This window comes from Paraburkholderia sp. RHO2, assembly GCF_050955445.1.
Classification (GTDB): Bacteria; Actinomycetota; Actinomycetes; order Mycobacteriales; family Mycobacteriaceae; genus Prescottella; species Prescottella agglutinans_A.
Map to the genome: position 1 here is coordinate 861,864 of NZ_CP162617.1, position 21,863 is coordinate 883,726.

At 71.3% G+C, this 21,863-nt stretch carries 7 protein-coding genes and 1 tRNA gene; 4 read left to right on the plus strand and 4 right to left on the minus strand.

The features are described 5' to 3' along the window. Positions 1-11 precede the first annotated feature (11 nt). The 3 genes from ABTV10_RS03925 to ABTV10_RS03935 all read left to right on the plus strand — a co-directional run bounded on the left by ABTV10_RS03925 (position 12) and on the right by ABTV10_RS03935 (position 18,525). Complete coding sequence (locus ABTV10_RS03925) at positions 12-16,835, plus strand: amino acid adenylation domain-containing protein (protein WP_499032704.1); 16,824 nt, start codon at positions 12-14, stop codon at positions 16,833-16,835. 122 nt (positions 16,836-16,957) lie between these two features. Continuing rightward, positions 16,958-18,295, plus strand: a complete 1,338-nt coding sequence (locus ABTV10_RS03930) for a lysine N(6)-hydroxylase/L-ornithine N(5)-oxygenase family protein (protein ID WP_499032705.1) — start codon at positions 16,958-16,960, stop codon at positions 18,293-18,295. Next, complete coding sequence (locus ABTV10_RS03935; protein ID WP_433609988.1) at positions 18,292-18,525, plus strand: MbtH family protein; 234 nt, start codon at positions 18,292-18,294, stop codon at positions 18,523-18,525. Before ABTV10_RS03930 ends, ABTV10_RS03935 begins: the two co-directional genes overlap by 4 nt. A gap of 15 nt (positions 18,526-18,540) precedes the next feature. Here the strand turns inward: ABTV10_RS03935 and ABTV10_RS03940 are convergent, their stop codons facing one another. Together ABTV10_RS03940 and ABTV10_RS03945 are read right to left on the minus strand one after the other, a co-directional pair. Further along, positions 18,541-20,010, minus strand: coding sequence for a threonine/serine exporter family protein (locus ABTV10_RS03940; protein WP_433609990.1), 1,470 nt, complete (start codon positions 20,008-20,010; stop codon positions 18,541-18,543). 1 nt (position 20,011) lies between these two features. Beyond that, positions 20,012-20,392 (minus strand): nuclear transport factor 2-like protein, encoded by a 381-nt coding sequence (locus ABTV10_RS03945; protein ID WP_499032706.1) that lies wholly within the window; start codon positions 20,390-20,392, stop codon positions 20,012-20,014. Positions 20,393-20,475: 83 nt separating this feature from the next. Between ABTV10_RS03945 and ABTV10_RS03950 the strand changes: the two genes are divergently transcribed. Further along, positions 20,476-20,547: transfer RNA gene (locus ABTV10_RS03950), tRNA-Thr, on the plus strand. Between the two features lie 346 nt (positions 20,548-20,893). On the opposite strand, the gene ABTV10_RS03955 is transcribed toward ABTV10_RS03950, so the two are convergent. After that, the gene (locus ABTV10_RS03955; RefSeq protein WP_499032707.1) at positions 20,894-21,079 is read right to left on the minus strand and encodes a hypothetical protein; all 186 of its coding nucleotides are present in this window, start codon (positions 21,077-21,079) and stop codon (positions 20,894-20,896) included. 144 nt (positions 21,080-21,223) lie between these two features. After that, positions 21,224-21,862: a class I SAM-dependent methyltransferase gene (locus tag ABTV10_RS03960; protein WP_499032709.1), complete on the minus strand. Its 639-nt coding sequence runs from the start codon at positions 21,860-21,862 to the stop codon at positions 21,224-21,226. Position 21,863: the final 1 nt, after the last annotated feature.

Below are 21,863 nucleotides of genomic sequence, written 5' to 3' on the forward strand. Positions count from 1 at the left end.
ATCGGATTTGTATGTCTGCGGACCACTTGCCGGCTGCCCCCATGCTCGACGCGTCCGTCGCGGGTCTACCCATCACCGCGGCGCAGTCCGAGATCCTGGTCGCTCAGCAGTTGGATCCGCAGAGCACCGTCTACAACCTGTCGCTGGTCGTGGAGGCCACCGGGCCCATCGACGTGGACCGCGCGGTGGCGGCGATCCGCCGGACGGTCACCCACGCAGAGGCGCTGCACGTCCGGTTCCGGGTCGGCGAGGACCGCTCGGTGCGACAGGTGTCGGCGCCGTCCGACGCGTGGCCGCTCGAGGTGGTCGACGTGCGCGACGCCGACGATCCGGAGGCCGCCGCGCAGGCGTGGATGGATCGGGACATGGCGACCGTCGTCGACGTCACCGGCGACGATGCGCTGTTCGCGCACGCGCTGCTCCGGCTCGCCGACGACCACACCCTCTGGTATCAGCGCTACCACCACAGCATCATCGACGGCTTCGGCATCTCGCTGATCGTCGCCGACATGGTCGCGCGCTACGACGACCCCGATCTCGAGTCGAAGGCGGGGGAGTGGGCGCTGCGCGACCTCGTCGACGCCGACGTCGACTACCGCGGCTCGGCCCGGTTCGAGGCCGACCGCGACTACTGGCTCGCCGAGATCCTCGACGCGCCGGAGCCGCCGCAGATCTGCGCGGGCGGCGCCGACGCCTCGCAGACGCCCGAGTCCACGACCGTCACGATCGACGCCGCCATCGCGGACGCGCTGTACCAGTTCGCGTCCGCCGCCGGTATCCGCCGGACCCGGCTGCCGATGGCGCTCATCGTCGCGTACCTCCACCGCGTCACGGGCCTGCGTGACCTCACGGTCTCGGTGCCGATGGCCGCCCGCGTCGGCCGCGCGATGCGCCGCACGCCCGGCATGGCGTCGACGATCCTGCCGGTGACGTTCCACGTGGATCCGGACGCCACCGTCGGCGACCTGGCGTGGGCGATCGACGCGCGACTGGTGGCGACGCTGCGCCACGGGCGTTTCCGCGGTGAGGACCTCGCCCGTGAGGTGCGCGCCCTCGATCCCGACCGGCGCGTGTTCGGTCCGGGCATCAACTCGATGATGTTCGAGCACGTGCTCGAGTTCGCCGGCCACCCCGCTCACATTCGCGGCTCGGTCACCGGCCCGGTCCAGGATCTCGACTTCTCCATCCAGGGCGGCGAGGACGGCGAACCGATCCGCATCGACCTGCGCGCCCCGGCCGGGCAGCGCGAGGAACTGCTGCGCCACGAGGAACGGTTGGCGCACTTCGTGTCCCAGTTCCTCCGGCACCCGATGGCCGCAGTGGGCGCGCTCGAGCCGATGACCGACGACGAGCGCCGCCGCGTTCTGGTCGACTGGAACGACACCGCCGAACCGCAGTCGTCGCACACCGTCCCGGACGTGTTCGCCGACGCCGTCCGCCTCGATCCCGACGCGGAGGCCCTTGTGGCCGGTGATCGCCGCCTGACGTACCGGGAGCTGTCGGAGCGGGTCGCCCAGCTCGCGCACCACCTGGGCGAGCGTGGCCTCGGGCCCGAAGAGGTTGTGGCCGTGGGGCTTCCGCGGTCCGCCGAGATGGTCGTCGGTCTGCTCGCGGTGCTGTGTGCGGGCGGGGCGTTCGTGCCGCTGGACCCGTCGTGGCCGCAGGAGCGGCGCGACTCCGTCCTCGCCGACGCCGGGGCCCGCCTGGTACTCACCGGTCCGGGCGGGGTCGACGCCGGAGCCGACTCCGTGCACGTCGATCTCGACGACTGGGCGCACGCCGACGGGCCCACCGCCCTGCCCGAGGGTGAGGTGGACGGCCGCCGTCTCGCCTACGTGATCTTCACGTCCGGGTCGACCGGACGGCCCAAGGGCGCGATGATCCGCCACGAGGCGATCTGCGCGCGCCTGCTGTGGCAGCGCGAACGAGTCCTCGGCTTCGGTGCGGACGACGCGTCGCTGTTCAAGGCGCCGCTGTCGTTCGACATCTCCGTCAACGAGATTCTGCTGCCGTTGATCTCGGGCGGACGCGTGATCGTGACCGAGCCCGGCGGTGAGCGCGACCCGCAGTACCTCCTCGATCTCATTGCGCGCGAGCGGGTCACGTTCGTCTACCTGGTGTCGTCGATGCTCGACGTCCTGCTCGACCTGGCTCGCGGCACCGATCTGCTGTCGGGGCTGCGCCACGTGTGGTGCGGCGGCGAGGTGCTGACCCCGGACCTGTTCGATCGGTTCCGGCGACAGTTGTCGACGACGCTGTACCACGGGTACGGCCCGGCCGAGGCCACGATCGGCGTCTCGCACGTGATCTACCGCGACGACGCCGCCCGGATCGCGACGTCGATCGGCCGCCCCAACCCCAACACTCAGCTCTACGTACTGGATTCGCAGCTGCGCCCGGTCCCCGAGGGTATCGGCGGCGAGCTGTACGTGGGCGGCTACCTGCTGGGCCGCGGCTACGTCGGCGCACCCGGGCTGACGGCGTCGCGCTTCGTCGCGAACCCGTTCGCGGACGACGGTTCCCGCCTGTACCGCACCGGCGACCTGGCGCGGTGGAGCGCCGACGGCACCCTCGACTTCCTCGGTCGTGCCGACAATCAGGTCAAGATCCGCGGTATGCGCCTCGAACTCGAGGACGTCGAGGCCGCGCTCGCGTCCAACCCGGACGTGCGGCACAGTGCCGTCCTGGTCCGGAAGACGCCGGCCGGGGCGAACTACCTTGCCGCGTACGTCGTTCCGACCGGCGGCACAGCGCCGTCCGCGGACACCCTTCGGGGGTGGGCGTCGGAGAAGCTCCCGGAGTACATGGTGCCGTCGGCGTTCGTCGTCCTCGACGAGTTCCCGCTCACCCCGAACGGCAAGATGGACCGCCGGGCGCTGCCGGAGCCCGACCTGGCCGCGGCGAGCGAGCACGTTGCGCCGCGCACCGCGCTCGAGTCGACGCTGTGCGCGATGGTCGCGGGTGTGCTCGGGCTCGAGCAGGTGGGCGTCACCGACGACTTCTTCGCCCTCGGCGGCGACAGCATCGTCGCAATAGCGCTGGTCAATCAGGCTCGGCGCGAGGGTCTCTCGATCAGCGCGCGCGACGTGTTCCACCTACGGACCGCCGGTGCACTCGCGGCCGCGGTGGACGGTCGCGTCGCGGACGCGGCGGACGCCGACGACGTCGCGGTGGGCGAGGTCCCGACCACCCCCGTCGTGGCCCGCGTGTGCGCCGCCGGCACCGACGTGCGCACCTTCCACCAGTGGGTGTCCGTGCAGATCCCGGCCGGGCTGGACGAGGCCACCGCGACGGCGGCCCTGCAGGCGGTGGTCGACCGGCACGACGCGCTGCGCGCGCGGTGGAACCGGGAGAACGGCACGCTCGCGGTCCCGGCGACCGGTGCGCCGGTGACGGTCCACGTCTCCGACCTGCCCGGCGGCGACATCGATGCCGCCGTGGCCGCCGATCGCGAGGCCGTCGTCGACCTGCTCGACCCCGAAGCCGGAATCATGCTGCAGGCCGCGCTCTTCCGCTCCGACGACAGACCCGGACGGCTGCTGCTCGTCGCCCACCACCTCGTTGTCGACGGGGTGTCATGGCGGATCCTGTTGGAGGACTTCGCGCGTGCCGCCACCGCGATCCTCGCCGGCGCCGCCCCCGATCTGCCGCCGGTCGGGACGTCGCTGCGCCGGTGGGCGCAACTGCTCGGTGAGCGCGCGCGAGCCGGCGCGTTCGACGACGAGCTCGGCTACTGGCGGTCGGTGACGGCGCCCGGGGCGCTCGAGATCGCTTCGCGTGCATTGGATCCCGCGATCGACACGTGGGCCTTCGCGGACACCACGACGGTCGACACGGCGTCGGACATCGCCGCCTCGCTGCTCATCGACGTGCCCGCCGCGTACCACGCGGGCGTCGGCGACGTCCTGGTCACCGCACTGGCACTCGCGCTGCGGCGCTGGCGTGGCGGTGACGCGGACGTCCTGGTGGACCTCGAGGGCCACGGCCGCGAGGAACACCTCGTCCGGCGGGCGGGCACGGCGCTGGACGCCACGCGCACGGCCGGTTGGTTCACCAGCGTCTACCCGGTCCGACTCGACGTCACACCGCACGACGTCCCGTCGGCACTCAAGTCGGTCAAGGAACAGCTCCGCCGTGTTCCGAGCAGCGGATTCGGCTACGGCGCACTGCGATACCTCGCCGAATCCGGTAGTGAGCTCGAGGCCGGCACCACACCGCCGGTCCTGTTCAACTACCTCGGCCGCGTCGCGTCCGGTGCCGGTGTCGACTGGCTGCCCACCGCGACCGGCGGCGCCAGCGATCCGGCGATGCCGATCGGACACGCCCTCACCGTCGACGTGATCGCCACCGACGGTCCGGACGGGCCGACCCTCCGCACCACGCTCACGTGGGCCGCGGGAGTCCTGTCGCGGGCCGAGGTCGGCGAGTTCGCCGACCGGTGGAGCGCCGCGCTGCGCGAGATCGCCGCCGCCACGTCCGACGGCGGTCACAGCCCGTCGGACTTCCCGCTGGTGCCGCTGGCGCAGGTCGACGTCGACCACGTCGCGGAATCCACGCGGACGTTGGCCGACATCCTGCCGACCACCCCGCTGCAGGACGGCATCTACTTCCACAGCGTCTACGAGCGCGACGGCGTCGCCGACACCGAACCCGACCCGTACGTGGTCCAGCAGATCGTCGAGCTGACTGGTGAGGTCGACGCGGTCGCGCTGCACCGGGCCCTGCAGGGCGTCGTCGACCGGCACGACGCGCTCCGGGCGGCGCTGCGTCCGCTCGCCGACGGCCGAGTGGTGCAGGTGATCTCGGCGCGAGCGGACGTCCCGATGACGGTGCTCGACCTGTCCGGCGATCCCGACCTGTCGGGCACGATCGATCGGATGCTCGCCGCGGACCGCCTGCGCGGCTTCGATTTCGAGCGCCCGCCGCTGGTGCGCTACACGCTGGTCCGGATCGAACGGGCGAAGTTCCTACTGCTGCAGTCGATCCACCACGTCGTCGCCGACGGCTGGTCGGTGCCGGTGATGCTGCGGGAGTTGATGGCGCTCTACAGCCCGGTCGGCACCCCGCTCGCGCTGCCCGCGCCGGCGCCGTACCGGAGCTACCTGGGATGGCTGGCGTCCCGCGACCGCGACGCGTCGCTCGAGGTGTGGCGCCAGGCGCTCGCCCTCGCCGACGAACCGCCCACCCTGCCGGGCGCCCCGGTGGCGGGCGCGGCGGGGGTGCGCGGCGTGACGGTCTCGCTGTCGGCCGCTGCCACCGAGGCGTTGGACCGGCTGGGCCGGGACCGCGGGCTGACGGCGAGCACACTGGTGCACGGCGCGTGGGGTCTGCTGCTGGCGCGCCTGACCGGGCGCCGGGACGTGCTGTTCGGCTCCACCGTGTCGGGCCGCGGCGGCGACCTGCCCGGCATCGAGTCGATGGTCGGCCTGTTCATCAACACCGTGCCCGCCCGGCTGCGGCTGCGCCCCGCCGAGACGGCCGCGGACGTCCTGGCGCGCTGGCAGTCCGAGCAGTCGGCGCTGCTCGAGCACCAGTACGTGGGGCTCGGTGAACTGCGCCGCCTCACCGGTCTGCAGGAACTCTTCGAGACGCTCGTCGTGGTCGAGAACTACCCGATCGGGAACACGGCCATCGCGGACCCGTCGGGCACCGTCCGGCTCACCGGTATCCGGTTCGACGAGCACCCGCCGTACCCGCTGACGCTCATCGCGGTGCCGGGCGACCGCCTGCGGTTCGAGGTCAAGTACGACGCCGCCCGCGTCGGCGACTCGACCGCCGCCCAGATGGCCGACGGACTCGTCGCCCTGTTGTCGGCGCTCCCGGAGGTGATCGACCGACCCGTCGCGGCGCTCGCGCTCGCCGACCGGCCCGCGCCGGCGCCGCGCGCCGAGTTCCCGGACACGACCGTGACGGCGCTGCTCGCGGAGCAGGCCGCGCGCACGCCCGAGGCCACGGCGGTGGTGTTCGAGGGACGGACGCTCACCTACTCGCAGCTGCACGATCGTGCGAACCGATTGGCGCACATGCTGATCGAACGTGGCGTCCGGCCGGAGACCAGGGTTGCGGTCGCGCTGCCGCGGTCGCTCGAGCTCATGGTGGCGCTGCTCGCGGTGGGCAAGGCCGGCGGCGCGTATGTGCCCCTCGACACCGGCTACCCGGCCGAGCGACTCCAGTACATGCTCGAGGACTCGGACCCGGTGTGCGTGCTGACGTCCGCGGACGTCGCTGCCGGTCTGCCGCGGTGCGCGGTCGAGACGATCCACGTCGACGACGTCGACCTGGAGGCCTACCCCGTCGAGCGGCCCGAGGTGACGCTGTTCCCGCAGCACCCGGCGTACGTGATCTACACCTCCGGCTCCACCGGACGACCCAAGGGTGTCGTCGTCCCGCACACGGGCGTGGTGAACCGGCTGCTGTGGATGCAGACGTTCCGGCCCATCCTCGCCACCGACCGTGTGCTGCAGAAGACCCCGTCGAGCTTCGACGTCTCGGTGCCCGAGTTCTTCGGTCCGCTCCTCGCCGGTGCGACGCTCGTGCTGGCGCGACCCGACGGCCACCGCGATCCGGAGTACCTGGCCGAGCTCATCGTCGACCAGCGGATCACCCGCGCCCACTTCGTGCCGTCGATGCTCGAGTTGTTCCTCGCCGAGCCCAAGGCGCGGGCCTGCGCGGGCCTGCGCGTGGTCGCGGCCAGCGGCGAGGCACTGCCGCTGTCGGTGGCGCGGCGGTTCGCCGACGTGCTGCCCGCGGCCGTGCTCGACAACCTGTACGGCCCGACCGAGGCGTCGGTGGAGGTCAGCTTCGCTGCGGCCGTCCAGGACCTGCCGGTCGACGCGACCGCCGTCCCGATCGGTCTCCCGGTCGCGAATACCGGCCTGTACGTGCTCGATCCGTACCTGCAGCCCGTCGGCGACGGTGGCACGGGAGAGCTGTACCTCGCGGGCCCGCAGCTGGCCCGCGGTTACCTCGGCCGCGCCGACGTCACCTCCGACCGCTTCGTCGCCGATCCGTTCGGCGCACCCGGCGATCGCATGTACCGCACCGGCGACGTCGTGCGCCGGGGCGTCGGTGGTGCGGTCGAGTATCTCGGTCGCGCCGACGACCAGGTGAAGCTGCGCGGCTTCCGCATCGAGCTGGGGGAGATCGAGGCGCAGTTGGCCTCGCACCCGGACGTGGCCCACGCGGTCGCGGTGATCCGGGAGGACATCCCGGGCCACCAGCAGCTCGTCGGCTATCTCGTCGCCGACCCCGCCATCGACACCGAGGCCGTCCGCCGGCAGGTCGCCCGAGCGCTGCCCGAGTTCATGGTGCCGACGGCCTTCGTCGTCGTGGAGGCGCTTCCGCTGAGCCCCAGCGGCAAGCTCGATCGCCGGGCGCTGCCCGCACCCGTCGCGGAAACCTCCACGAGCACAGTCGGTTCGGTTTCGAGCGGCCGCTTCTCCGTGGTCGCTCGCCTGGTCGCCGAGGTGCTCGGGCGCGACACGGTCGGTGAGGACGACGACTTCTTCGCGCTGGGCGGGGACAGCATCCTCGCGATCCGACTGGTGAATCTCGCTCGCCGCGAGGGCATCTCGATGACCCCGCGGCAGATCTTCGAGCAACGCACGGCGCGGGCGCTGGCTCGGCTGATCGGCGACGCCGACGCACCCGCCGCCGGGGACGCGCCGACGCGCGCGCCGCTCGTCACCACCGGCGACGCCCTGCCGATGCCGGTCGTGCACCGGCTCTCGGAGTGGAGCGGCGGCACCGACCGCTTCAACCAGGCGGTGCTGCTGCACAGCCCCGCCGGAGCGACGGTCGAGAACCTCACGACCGCACTGCAGTCCGTCCTCGACCACCACGACGGGCTCCGACAGCGCCTGACCCGGCATGCGCCGGGAGTGTGGTCGTTGCACATCGCCGAGCGCGGCACCGTCGCGCCGTCGCTGCGCCGCGTGGACGTCGCCGGCCACGACGATGTCCAGTTGCGTGCGGTCATCGCGGCCGAGTCGGCCGCCGCGGCCGACCGCCTCGATCCCACGTCGGCGAGCCGACCGGACGGCGCAGCCGGCGCGATGGTCGAGGCCGTCTGGTTCGACGCGGGCGAGGACGAACTCGGACGGCTGCTGCTGGTCGCCCACCACCTCGTCGTCGACGGCGTCTCGTGGCGGGTGCTGCTCGAGGACCTGCCGATGTCGTGGGTGGCGGCCCGCTCGGGTCTGCCCGCCGCGCTCGACCCCGTCGGCACCTCGCTCAAGGAGTACGCCGAGCTCGTCACCGCGCACGCCCAGCAGCCGATGCGGCTGCGCGAGCTGGCGCACTGGACGGAGATCACCACACCGGGCGCCGAACTGGTGCCGTCCGCGCAGGGCGACGCCACGATCGGCACCGGATCGAGCCGCACGGTGCGGCTGTCCACCGTCGACACCGAGGCCGTGCTCACCGCGGTACCCGCGCTGGCGCACGCCGACGTCACCGACGTCCTGGTGACCGCGCTGCGCGTCGCCGTGACCCGCTGGTTCGCCGAGCAGGGCCGCGCCTCGGACCTGCTGATCGACCTCGAGCGGCACGGCCGCGAGGAACTGGCGGCGGGGGTCGACCTGTCCCGCACCGTCGGCTGGTTGACCAACATCACCCCGGTGCGCCTGCCCGGCGGCACCGAGGGTCTCGACGCGCTCAAGTCCGTCAAGGAGGCGCTGCGCGCGGCGCCGGACGGCGGCATCGGCTACGGCATGCTGCGGTACGCCAACGCCCGCACCGCCGGGCTGCTGGCCGCGGGCGCGTCGGCGCAGGTGCTGTTCAACTACCTCGGGCGGATGCCCGGCGGGCTCGTCGGGCCGTGGACCACCGCGCCCGAAACGGACGCGCTGGCAACCGCTCCCGACGCGGACATGGGCGGGCCGTACCGTCTGCTCGTCAACGCGGTGTGCGAGGACACCCCAGACGGCCCGGTGCTCGGCGCGGTGTTCGGTTGGTCCGAGCCGGACCTCTCGGAGGCGGACGCGCGCGCCCTGAGCGACGGCTGGGTGGCCGCGCTGCGCGAACTCGTGGCGGCCGCGTCGAACCACTCCGGTCCGGCCGCGCTCACCCCGTCCGACGTGCCGCTCGCGGCGCTCACCCAGGCCGAGATCGACACCGTGATCGCCGCAGCGCCCGAGGGCGTCGAGACCATCTGGCCGCTGTCGCCGCTGCAGGAGGGCCTGTACTTCCAGGCCGGCATCGCCGACGGCGCCGACATCTACACCGCCCAGTTCTCGCTCGACTTCGACCGGCACCTGGACCTGGAACGGTTGGCCGCCGCGATCCGCACGCTGCAGCGCCGCAATGCGACGCTGCGCGCCGGATTCGTCAGCGCCGGTCTGTCCGCGCCGGTGCAGTTCGTCAGCGCCGGCCTCGACGTCCCGATCACCGAGGTGGACCTGCGAGGCCTCGACGACGCCACCCGCGAGGACCGGGCCGCGCAGGTGATGCTCGAGGACCGGCTCACCCCGTTCGACCTCGCCGCGCCGCCGCTGTGGCGCGCGCTGGTGCTGCGTCTGGGCGAGGACCGCGACCGGCTGGTGATCAACCGCCAGTTCCTGCTGTGGGACGGCTGGTCCAACGGCCTCGTCGTCGGCCAGCTCCTGGCGCTGTACGACACCGGCGGCGACGACACCGGATTCGGCACGCCCGAAGGCGGATTCGACACGTATCTGTCCTGGCTCGCGGACCGCGACGGCGACGTCGCCCGCGCCGCGTGGGCGCGGACGTTGTCCGGGCTCGAGGAACCGACGTTGCTGGCCCGGCGCACCGGTGAGCCCGCGGGGCTGCCCGACCGCCGCGACGCGGTGCTGTCCCGCGAACTCGGCGAGCGCCTGCGCGCGCAGGCCGCGCGGGTGGGCGTGACGTTCAACGCGATCCTGAACGCGGCGCTCGGGCTGGTGCTCGCCGGTGCGACCGGTCGCAGCGACGTCGTGTTCGGCACGACGGTCGCCGGCCGGCCGCCGGAGGTGCCGGGGATCGACTCCGTGGTCGGCATGTTCCTCAACACCGTGCCGGTGCGGATGTCGTTGCGGCCGAACGAGTCCGTTGCCGACCAGATGCGGCGCACCCAGTCCGAGCGGCTCGAGCTGACGCCCCACGACTACCTCGGCCTCGCCGCGATCCAGCGGACGAGCGAGCACCGCGAACTGTTCGACGTCCTGTACGTGCTGCAGAACTTCGTCGACGAGAACCAGGTGTCGGCGCTGCACGCCGCGCACGACATCCGCGGCGGCGACAGCATCGACCACACGCACTACCCGCTCACGGTGGTGGTCACCCCCGGCGTCGAGACCAAGGTCAAGTTCGAGTTCCACCCGGACAAGGTGTCCGCGGCGGACACCGAGCGGATGCTCGCGGCGTTCGTGCGGCTGCTCGAACAGTTCGCCGACGACGTCGACCTGCCGGTCGGGGGCACGGACGCGTTCGCCGCGGACGACCGTGCCCGCCTCGACGCGCGTCTCACCGAGACCGCACGCCCGGTGCCGGAGCAGACCATCGCGGACCTGTTCGCCGAGACCGCGCAGCGGATCCCGGACGCGACCGCGCTGGTGTTCGGGGACGACGCCGTCACCTACGCCGACCTCGACGCCCGGATCAACCGGATGGCGCGGGTGCTGCTCGCGCACGGCGCCGGTCCCGAGCGGATCGTCGCGCTCGCGCTGCCGCGGTCCGTGGAGACCGTCGTGGCACTGTTCGCGGTCCTGCGCACCGGTGCCGCGTACCTGCCGCTCGAACTGGACCACCCGGCGGAGCGTCTCGTCGGGATGCTCGACGACGCCCGTCCGGTCACGATGGTGACCACCGGTGCGGTCGCCGGAACCCTCTCCGCGGCAACGGTGGACGTGATCGTCCTCGACGACCCGGCGGTCCTCGGCACGCTCCGCGACACCGACGGTGCGGCTCTCGACGCCGCCGAACTCGGCGGCTTCGCGCCCGGAACCCCGGGCCGCATGGACCACCCGGCCTACGTGATCTACACGTCCGGCTCCACCGGCCGCCCCAAGGGCGTCGTGACGCCGTACCGAGGCCTGACGAACATGCAGTTCAACCATCGCGAGGCGATCTTCGAACCGGTCGTGCGCGGTGCGGGCGGCCGCACGCTGCGCATCGCGCACACCGTGTCGTTCGCGTTCGACATGTCGTGGGAGGAGCTGCTGTGGCTCGTCGAGGGCCACGAGGTGCACATCTGCGACGAGACGCTGCGGCGTGACGCGCAGGCGCTGGTCGCGTACGGCGACGCGCACACCATCGACGTCGTGAACGTGACCCCCACCTACGCGCGGCACCTCATCGAGGAGGGCCTGCTCGACGACGGCCCCGGCCGGCACCGGCCGCCGCTGGTCCTGCTCGGCGGCGAGGCCGTCTCCGACCAGGTGTGGGACGCGTTGCGCGACACCGACGGCACGTGCGGCTACAACCTGTACGGGCCGACCGAGTACACGATCAACACGCTCGGCGGCGGCACGCCCGACAGCGCGACCCCCACCGTGGGGCGCCCGATCTGGAACACCGTCGCGCACATCCTCGACGGCTGGCTCCGGCCCGTCGCCGACGGCGTGCCGGGCGAGCTGTACATCTCCGGTGTCGGGCTGGCGCGCGGCTACCTCGACCGGTTCGGGCTCACCGCCGAGCGGTTCGTCGCCGACCCGATCGTCGGCGGCGGCGCGCGCATGTACCGCACCGGCGACCTGGTGCGGCGCGGCGCCGACGGCAACATCGACTTCCTCGGGCGCACCGACGACCAGGTGAAGATCCGTGGCCACCGCGTCGAGTTGGGCGAGGTGGAATCGGTCCTCGCCGCACACGAGTCGGTGCGCCAGGCCGCGGTGATCGCCGACGCCGGACCGGGCGGGATCAAGCGACTGGTCGCGTACGTGGTCGGCGCCGGCGCGCCCGTGCGCAACGGCGGCGAGCCGCCCATGAGCGCAGTCGGTGGCCAGGACCTCGCAAAGTACGCACGGGCAGTACTGCCCGACTACATGGTTCCCGCCGCCGTCATCGCGGTCGACGAACTGCCCATGACCGTCAACGGCAAGCTCGACGTCCGGGCGCTGCCGTCGGCCGAGTCGGTGCTCGGGCAGGGCAGCGGGGAGTCCCGGGAACCGCGCAACGCCCTCGAAGGGACGCTGTGTCGCCTCTTCGCCGAGGTGCTGGAGTTGGAGGTCGATCTCGGGATCGACGACAACTTCTTCGACCTCGGCGGTCACTCGCTGCTCGCCACCCGACTCATCAGCCGGGCCCGCGCGGAGCTCGCCGCCGAACTGACGATGCGGGACCTGTTCGAAGCGCCCACCGTCGCCGAACTCGCACAGCGGATCTCCGGGCGCGACGAGTCGACCCGGCCGGTCCTGGTGGCGGGGGAGCGGCCCGAGCAGCTGCCGCTCTCCCCGGCGCAGCAGCGGCTGTGGGTGATCCAGCAGATCGAGAACGGCGCCGCGGGCACGTCCAGTGCCTACAACTTCCCGAACGTGCTGCGCCTGCGCGGCGACCTCGACCCGGCCGCGTTCACCGAGGCGCTCGCCGACGTCGTCGCCCGGCACGAGGTGCTGCGCACCGTGTTCGGCGAGCACGACGGCGAACCGGTCCAGGTGATCCTCGCCGACGCGCGGCCCGAGGTGACCGTCGTCGACGCCGGCCCGGACGAGGCGCCCGCGCTGGTGGCCGCCGCGGTCGGGCGGCCGTTCGACCTCGCCGCCGAGATTCCGGTGCGTGCCACGGTGATCCGCGTCGGCGAGGGCGAGCACGTGCTCGCCCTGGTCCTGCATCACATCGCCACCGACGAGTGGTCGGACCGGCCGTTCCTGCGCGACCTGATGGTCGCGTACGCGGCCCGCACGCAGGGTGCGGCGCCGGAATGGGCGCCGCTGCCCGTACAGTACGCGGACTTCACGCTGTGGCAGCGGGCGCTGCTCGGGGACACCTCCGATGCCGACTCGCTGATCAGCCGCCAGCTCGACTACTGGGCCGGTGTCCTCGACGGCGCACCCGAAGAGCTGGTGCTCCCGGCCGACCGCACCCGGCCGGCACGGCCCAGCTTCGTCGGTGGCGCAATCGAACTCGACCTCGACGCCGACACGACCGTGGCGCTGCGGGCGCTGGCCCGCGAGCACGGCGCGAGCATGTTCATGGTCCTGCACGCCGCGTCGGCCACCCTGCTGCAGCGGCTCGGCGCCGGCGACGATCTGCCGTTGGGTGCGCCGGTCGCGGGGCGGTCCGAGCAGGGGCTCGACGAGCTGGTCGGCTTCTTCGTCAACACGGTGGTGCTCCGCACCGACATCTCGGGTGACCCGACGTTCGCGGAACTGCTGGCCCGGGTCAAGGATCTCGACCTGGCGGCGTTCTCGCACGCCGACGTGCCGTTCGAATCCGTCGTCGAACGCCTCAATCCGGCCCGCACGCTCGCCCGGAACCCGCTGTTCCAGGTGATGGTCGGCTACCACAGCCGCACCGCAGACCCGGCGCCGTCGCCGGACCACGCGCTCGCTCCGGTGTCGATCGAGGAACGCACCGCCAAGTTCGACCTGGTGTTCAACTGGACGGAGTTCCTGGACGAGGACCGCGTGCGGCTGCGCCTGGAGTACAGCGCCGACTTGTTCGACCGGGACACCGTGGACCGCATGGCCCGCCGGCAGGCCGCGGTTCTCGGGGTCGTCGCCGCGGCTCCCGCGACCCGGGTGTCCGACGTCGACGTGTTCCTGGCCGGCGAGCGCGATGCGGTACTGCGCGAATTCAACGACACCGCCCGCGCGGTCGACGAGCTGACGCTGCCGGAGGCGTTCGACCGATGGGTGCGCGAGACCCCCGCTGCGGTGGCCGTCGCGGACCGGGACGGCGAGGCCACGTTCGCGCAGCTCGACAAGCGCTCCCGGAGCATCGCGGCCGTCCTCGCGGCGCGCGGGGTACGCACCGAAAGCGTGGTGGGCCTGGCCGTTCCGCGGTCGATCGACATGGTCGCGTCGGTGCTCGGCGTGCTGCGTCTGGGTGCGGCGTACCTGCCGCTCGACCTCACGCATCCGGCCGACCGCATCTCGTACATGCTCGAGGACTCGGGGGCGGACGTCCTGCTGACGACGTCGTCCGAATCGGCGCGCATCGCCGGGCCGGACCTCGAACGGGTCCTGCTCGACGATCCCCTCGTGATCGCCGAAACCTACGGCCGCGCAACGGATGGGCTGCCGACGCCACCGCCCGGACTCGACCACGCCGCGTACGTGATCTACACCTCCGGCTCGACAGGACGGCCCAAGGGCGCGGTGCTGCCGCACGAGGGCATCATGAGCCTGGTCGCCACGGCCGAGGACCGGATGAGGCTGACGACCGGGTCGGTGGTCATGCAGTTCGCGTCCGTCGGTTTCGACGTCGCAGTGTTCGAGCTGTCGATGGCGCTGTGCACCGGGTCGACGCTGGTGATCATCCCGGAGGAGGCGCGGGTCGCCGGTCCGGAACTCACCGACTTCATGCACGACCGGAACGTCACGCACGCGATCCTGCCACCGTCGCTCATGGCCGCGCTGCCGCCGGGATGCCTCGTGCCGGAGGGCTGCACGGTCCTGGTCGGCACCGAGACGGTGCCGCCGGACCTGATCGGGCGGTGGGCCGAGCGGTTGAACCTGCTGGCCGCGTACGGGTTGACCGAGGCCACCGTGAACAACACGCTGTGGCAGGCGCAGCCGGGGTGGACGCAGTCGGTGCCGATCGGCATCCCCGACCCCAACGAGCAGGCGTTCGTGCTCGACGACCTCCTGCGCCCGGTGCCCCCGGGCGTCGCGGGCGAGCTGTACATCGCCGGCCGCGGCCTGGCCCGCGGCTACCTCGGCCGGTCGGCGCTCACGGCCGGACGGTTCGTCGCGAACCCGTTCGGTCCCGGACGCATGTACCGCACGGGTGACCGTGCGCGGTGGCGCACGGACGGGAACATCGACTTCCTCGGGCGCGTCGACGACCAGGTGAAGATGCGCGGATTCCGGATCGAGCTCGGCGAGATCATCGCCGCCCTCGCGAGCCACCCCGGGGTCAGCCAGGCCGCGGTGGTGGCCGATCGCGACGGCGGCATCACCCGACTGGTCGGCTACGTGTCGCCGGAGTTCGTCGACGGATCGGATGCCGTGCATCCCGTGGACGCGTCGGAGGTCCGTGCCCACACCGCGCGGGCGCTGCCGGACTACATGGTGCCGACGATGGTCGTGGTGCTGCCCGGCGCGCTGCCGCTCACCCCGAACGGCAAGCTCGACCGCAAGGCACTGCCCGCGCCGGACTGGGCGACCCTCGCCGGCGACGGTAGTCCACGCGACGACGTCGAAACCGCACTGTGCGAACTCTTCTCGGAGATCCTGCACCTGCCCGCGGTCGGCATCCACGACGGGTTCTTCGACCTCGGTGGGCACTCCATGGCGTCGATGAAGCTCGTGGGACGGGTCCGCTCCGTGTTCGGGTGCGAGATCACCATCCGCGACGTGTTCGACGCCCCGACGGTGGCCGAACTGGCCGACGTCGTCCGCCGCGGCAACAACCCGGCGCGGCTCGCGCTGGTCGCGACCGGCGACACCGGTCCCGTGCCGCAGGCCCCGGCCCAGCGGCTGCACTGGCTGCGTCACCGCGCCGCCGGATCGTCCGCGCGCGCCGACCACGCGCTGGCGCTGCAACTGCGCGAGAGCATCGATCCCGAGGTGCTGGCGCGGGCACTCGACGACGTCGTCGACCGGCACCTCCCGCTGCGGACCGTGTTCGCACCGGACGGTTCCGAGGTGTTCGCCTCCGACGGTCCGCGTCCGGGCGTCGACGTGATCGACGTCGGCGACGACGACCTGCACCGGCGGGCCTACGAGCTGGCACAGCTACGGATCGACCTCACCGGGGAGGCGCCGCTGCGCGTGCACCTGGTGAGCGACGACGCCGGACGTCAGGTGCTGCTGCTCACGATGCACTATCTCGCGGTGGACGAGTGGTCGGTGGTGCCGCTGCTCGGCGACCTGTTGTCCGCCTATGCGGCTCGCGCCGGCGGCGGTGAGCCGCAGTGGGAGCCACTCGCGGTGGAGTACTCGGACTACGCGCGTTGGCAGCAGCGGCTGCTCGGCGACCCCGCCGATCCGTCGAGCCGGCACGCCCGTCAGCTCGGGTACTGGCGTGACAGGCTGTCCGACATGCCCTTCCGGCTCCACCTGCCCGCGGCGGCGGGGGTGCGTGAGGCCCGGCGCGAGCTGGTGGCGGTGGGGATCGACGCCGACCTGCACGCCGGGATCGACCGGCTCGCCGTCCGTACCGGGACGAGCATGTTCATGATCCTGCAGGCGGCGTTGGCCACGCTGCTGACGAGGAGCGGTGCGGGCTGCGATATTCCGATCGGCTCGCTCGTCGCGGGCCGGACCGAGGACGCGCTCGCCCCGATGGTCGGCTGCTTCTTCAACGTCGTCGTGATGCGGACCGACACGAGCGGAACCCCGAACTTCGAGGAACTGCTCGCCCGCGTGCGCTCCTCCAACCTGGAGGCGCTCGATCACCAGGACGTCGGATTCGCCGATGTCGCAGCCGAACTCGACGGCGCCGGTGTCGGCGGCCGCTACCCGCAGGTGATGCTGGTCCACCACGAGCAGGCCCGCTTCGATGCGCTCGAGGGCGTGCTCGACAGCTTCCTGCCGGTGCCGGTCGGGCTGCCGACGGCCGAGCTGACGCTGAGCTTCTACGAGCCGGTGGGTGCGGGTCCGGTGCATGCCTACTTCGAGTTCTCCACCGGCTCGCTCGACCGCGACGCGGTCGTGGGGTGGGCGCGGGAGCTGTCGTCTCTGCTGGCGTCGGTCGTGGACGGGGAGGTGCGGCCTGACGCGGATCGGCTGTGACGAGTCACACGCAGGTCCCGGTATTGGTAGCCTCCCCTAATGAGGGTAGCCTTTGCTATCTTTTGCGAACGGAAGATGCGGGGACCCAGCAGCGGTCGGAGCCACGAGGACGGACATGAGCGATGACTGACAGTCAACGAATCGGCGGTGAGGTAACGCTCGATGTGGTCGGGATCGGGTTCGGTCCTTCGAACCTCGCGCTCGCGATCGCGATCGAGGAGCACAACGCGGAGTGCCACCCGGACGAGCGGATCGCCGCCCGCTTCTTCGAGAAGCAGCAGGAGTTCGGCTGGCATCGGGGCATGCTCCTCGACGGTGCGACCATGCAGATCGCGTTCCCCAAGGATCTGGTCACGTTCCGCAACCCGCGCAGCGGATACAGCTTCTTCTCGTACCTGCACGATCGCGGACGGCTGGTGGACTTCGTGAATCACCAGACGTTCTTCCCGACGCGGGTCGAGTTCCAGGACTACCTGCAGTGGGCCGCCGCGCGCGTCACCGCCGACGTCCGGTACGGCACCACCGTCGACGGGGTCGAGGGCATCGACGACGGCGGGGCGGTGGACCGGTTCGCGCTGTCGCTCTCGGACGGCACCGTAGTCCGCGCCCGAAATGTCGTGGTGGGTGCGGGATTGCGGGAACGGCTGCCCGAGTGGGCAACGCCGTCGGCGCGGTGTTTCCACAACCACCAGTTCCTCTTCCGCATCGCGGAGATGCCGGAGCCGGTGCATCAGCGGTTCGTCGTCCTCGGTGCCGGTCAGAGCGCGGCCGAGGTGGTGCAGTACCTCCACGCCAACTATCCCGAGGCCGAGGTCCACAGCGTCTTCTCGCGGTTCGGGTTCAGCCCGGCCGACGACAGCCCGTACGCGAACCGGATCTTCGATCCGGGCACCGTGGACGAGCTGCACGCCGCACCCGCGGCCGAGCGGGAACGCCTCCTCGAGCTGCACCGCGGCACCAACTACTCGGTGGTCGACATCGAACTGATCAACGAGCTGTACGCCACCGAGTACCAGGAGCGGGTCCGCGGCGAGCGACGGCTGTTCATGCGCCGTGCGTCCGAGGTCAGTGCGGTGCGCGAGGACTCCGACGGTATCGAGGTGTCGGTGCACAGTGCCCTCGACGGCCTCACCGACACCCTCGTGTGCGACGCGCTGGTGTTGGCCACCGGATTCGCGGCCACCCCACTCGACTCGCTGTTCGGCGAGGCCTTTCCCGGTATCGGGCCGGACCGCGGCATCGGCCGCGATTACCGACTCGACGCCGGACCGGACGTCCACGGGGGCATCTACATGCAGGGCGGAACGGAGAAAACACACGGTTTGACGGCGTCATTGCTGTCCAATGTCGCGGTGCGTGCGGGGGAAATACTCAATTCGATTCTCGCTCATCGAGATATCGGTGGCCGCCTTGCTAGGCTGAACGGAGACAACCCGTACGCGACAAGCGAGGTCAGATGAGCACCAATCCGTTCGACGACGAAGACGGCCGCTTCTACGTGCTGGTCAACGACGAGGACCAGCATTCCCTGTGGCCCACGTTCTCCGAGGTCCCGCAGGGCTGGAGGATCGTCTTCGGTGAGGATTCGCGTCAGGCGTGCGTCGAATACGTCGAGAAGAACTGGACCGACATGCGGCCGAAGAGCCTGCGTGAGGCCATGGAGCAGGACAAGAAGAACGCCGAGAAGTAATCCGTCCGGTGCCGGCTACGTGACGCTCCGGGTCACGGAGTCGGACACGGAATTGCTCATCACCACGCTGCGTCGCCCGAACCTCGGGCGGCGCAGCGTCGTGTTTCGGCGCGATGCCGCATTGGGGCGCCGCGGCGGGCGACGCAACGTCCGGGCACCCCATTCCCCGAGCGTCACTCCCGCCGCCAACGCGCACCCGACACCGAACGCGCCCAGCAGCGCGGTGAGGCCCACGATCACCTCGTCGTTCAGCATCGCGTACAGGCCGCGATACAGGGACAGACCCGGCAGCAGCGGCGTGATCCCTGCCACCGCCACGACGAGCGGCGGCGTCAGGGCCCGCCGGGCCATCAGTCCACCCGCGAAGCCGACCACGGTCGCCGCGATCGCCGACGAGATCACCGGGCCGATGCCCATGCTCTGCGCCAGGACGAAGAAGAGCAGGCCCGCGGCGCCGCCGAGGCCGGCGGCCGTGAGCGCGCGCCGCTCGGCGTAGCACGCGAGCGCGTAGAACATCGACGCCAGCGCCCCCGCGATCACCTTCACCGGAAGCTGCGTGATGTCGGGCGGTGCGGCGTTGCTGATCAGCGGCAGGTCCGCACCGAGCGCGCCCGCGACCCGCAGGGACAGCGCCACACCGGCGATGATGCCGCCGGTCATCATCACGACCTCGAAGAACCGTGCGGACGCGGTGATCGGCGCGCCGGTGATCGCGTCCTGTACCGAACCGACCAGCGAGAGCCCCGACAGCAGCACCACGACCCCCGCCGCGATGATCAGTGACGGCCGGACCACCACACCGAGGTGGTCTTGGACCGTGTACAGCGCCGTCGCGGGTGCGGCCGCGATCAGCCCGCCCACCATCTGCTGGAAGAAGTAGGGCAACCCGAATCGGTTGAGGACTCGGTTCACGCGGTCGATCACCACGGTCGTGAGAAACGCGACCATCGTGATGAACGGTCCCGCGCCGAGCAGGACGGCGACCGCGGCGGCCAGTCCCGCCCAGCCGAGTGTCGCCACCCACCGGTTGTAGGGGTGCGGCGCGGAGACGATGGCATCGAGGGCGGCGTGCGCCTGCGCCGGGGTGATCGCCTCCAGCCGGATCCGCCGCGTGAGGCGGTCGGCGGCGGCGAGGCGGGTGAAGTCCATCGACCGGTAGTGCACGATGCGCATCGTGCTCGCCGGCGGGATCAACGGTCCGCGGTGCGCGGAGAGCACGATCGAGTTGTAGGTGACGTCGACGTCACACTGCGCCAGCCCGTACGTCGCGGCCACGAACCGCACCTGCGTGGCCGTGTCCACGGCGGAGGTGCCCGACGCCAGCAGCAGGTCCCCGATGCGGACCGCGAGGTCGAGTACCTCGGCGACGCGGGCGTCGTCGGTGAGGTCGATCGGCTGCAGCGGTGTGGGCGCCGCTGTGACCGTGTCGACCGTCGCCCGACGGTCCTTGACGAGACTGCCGATCGACGCCGCGAACCTGCGCACGTCAGATGTCGGTGACGAGATCCTTCTCGGTGAGATCGGTGGCCTCCAGTGCCGATTCGAGGGTGTCGTGCCGGAAGACGGCGGTCACCTGGTCGTTGACGACACGGAAGGCGGTGCCCACGGTCCGAGACTCGTTCGGCTGCGCCGTCCAGGTGGCCTGCTCCTCGACCACGAGAACGCCGTCGTGCATGAACATCCGGCCGGGGACCAGTGTAAGTCCCGCGGAATCGGCCCATTCGCGCAGCGCGGTCAGGCCCTGAGCGGCTCCTTCCGAACCGCCGAGTTCGATGTCGTCGCTCGAGACAGCCAAGAGCGTGTCGATGTCGGACGAGTTGAGGGCGTCATGCCACGCCAGAACAGTGGCGATCTCCGAGATGCGCATGGGACAACGCTAACCAAAACGGGCGGTCATGGCACGGGTACGCGCTCCACCGTCGGGTATGGATATGATGAGCGCGCTCGACTGCCTCCTTAGCTCAGTGGTAGAGCACTCGCCTTGTAAGCGAGCGGTCGTCAGTTCAATCCTGACAGGGGGCTCCGAAGAAGGACCCTCGCCGGCATTTCGTCGGCGAGGGTCCTTTTCTCTTCCTACGAGCTCGCGTCACATGCCCAGGCTCCGCCCGCCCGGCGGACGGCAGACGCAGAACGGATGCCCGGCGGGGTCGAGAAGAACACGGCACTTGTCGGGGGCGAATTGCACGTGGATCATCGGCGTCCCGCCGGGGGGCCTTCAGTCCCACGAACGTCTCGCTGGAGTGGGGATACTGCCGCCCAGGTCATCGAACCCAAATGTCCAATGGCCATTCCCGTACGTTACCGAGAACCTATTTCCTCCTCGCGGAACAAACGGTGAAAATTCGCCGGTTCGCCACCGGGTATTCCCTCACAGGGCGAAGCCGTCCCCCGATTTCGCGTCGGCAATTGTGAAAATCGGGTACTTCTCGCCCGCGTCCTGCTTCAGGAGTTGGACGCGGATCCCGGACCCGCCCCGGCGTCGTCCGATGATCCTGCCGAAGCACCAGTCGCCGCTGTCGAGTGCGATCAGTGTCTTGCGTCCCCGCCGCATCATGAGTAGTTCTCCTCGGGTTTCGAACCGACCTACTCCAGATTGCCGCGTACGGTGCCCGAGTGCACCGTCAGAACTACCTGTTCCGTCCCCGTGCACTACCTGTTTTCGCGGCGCCTGCGGGCCGGGCCGCGGCGGGGCACCGGATCAGCCCGCGCGGTGCGCCCGCACGACCGAATCGTGGATGGTGACCTCGTGGTCGCCGTGCGTGACGGTCCGCGACGCGGCAGTGGCCGTGTCGACTGTCCATTCCCGTGGATCGAGCAGCGCCACAACATCTTCCGGGACGAAGAACAGCTCCGGGCGGGGCGGGCGCGGGATGCTTGTGTCCAGGTCCGACGGGTGGTGGCCGACGATCAGCAGGGTGCCACCGGGGGCCACGAGGTCCGCGAGGCGCCGGTACAGCACCTCGCGCGGGCCCGACGGCAGGTGCACGTACTGCGAGGTGACCAGGTCGTACCGCGTGGTGTCCGGATTCGACTCGAGCAGGTCCGCGTGCTGCCAGGTGATCCGCTCGGCGATGCCGTCGCCCGCGTCGGCCGCGTGTGCGGCGGCGCGCTCGATCGCGACGCTGGACAGGTCGATCGCGGTCACCGTCCAACCGCCCCGGGCGAGCCAGATGGCGTCGGCGCCCTCGCCGCAGCCGACGTCCAGTGCCGTCGCCGGCGCCAGATCCGAAACCTCGTCCACCAGATTCGGATTCGGGTTCCCGCTCCACAGGCGGTGGCTCGAGCGGTAGCGCTGGTCCCAGAACTCCTCGTCGAACACCTCGGTCATGTCGGTCATT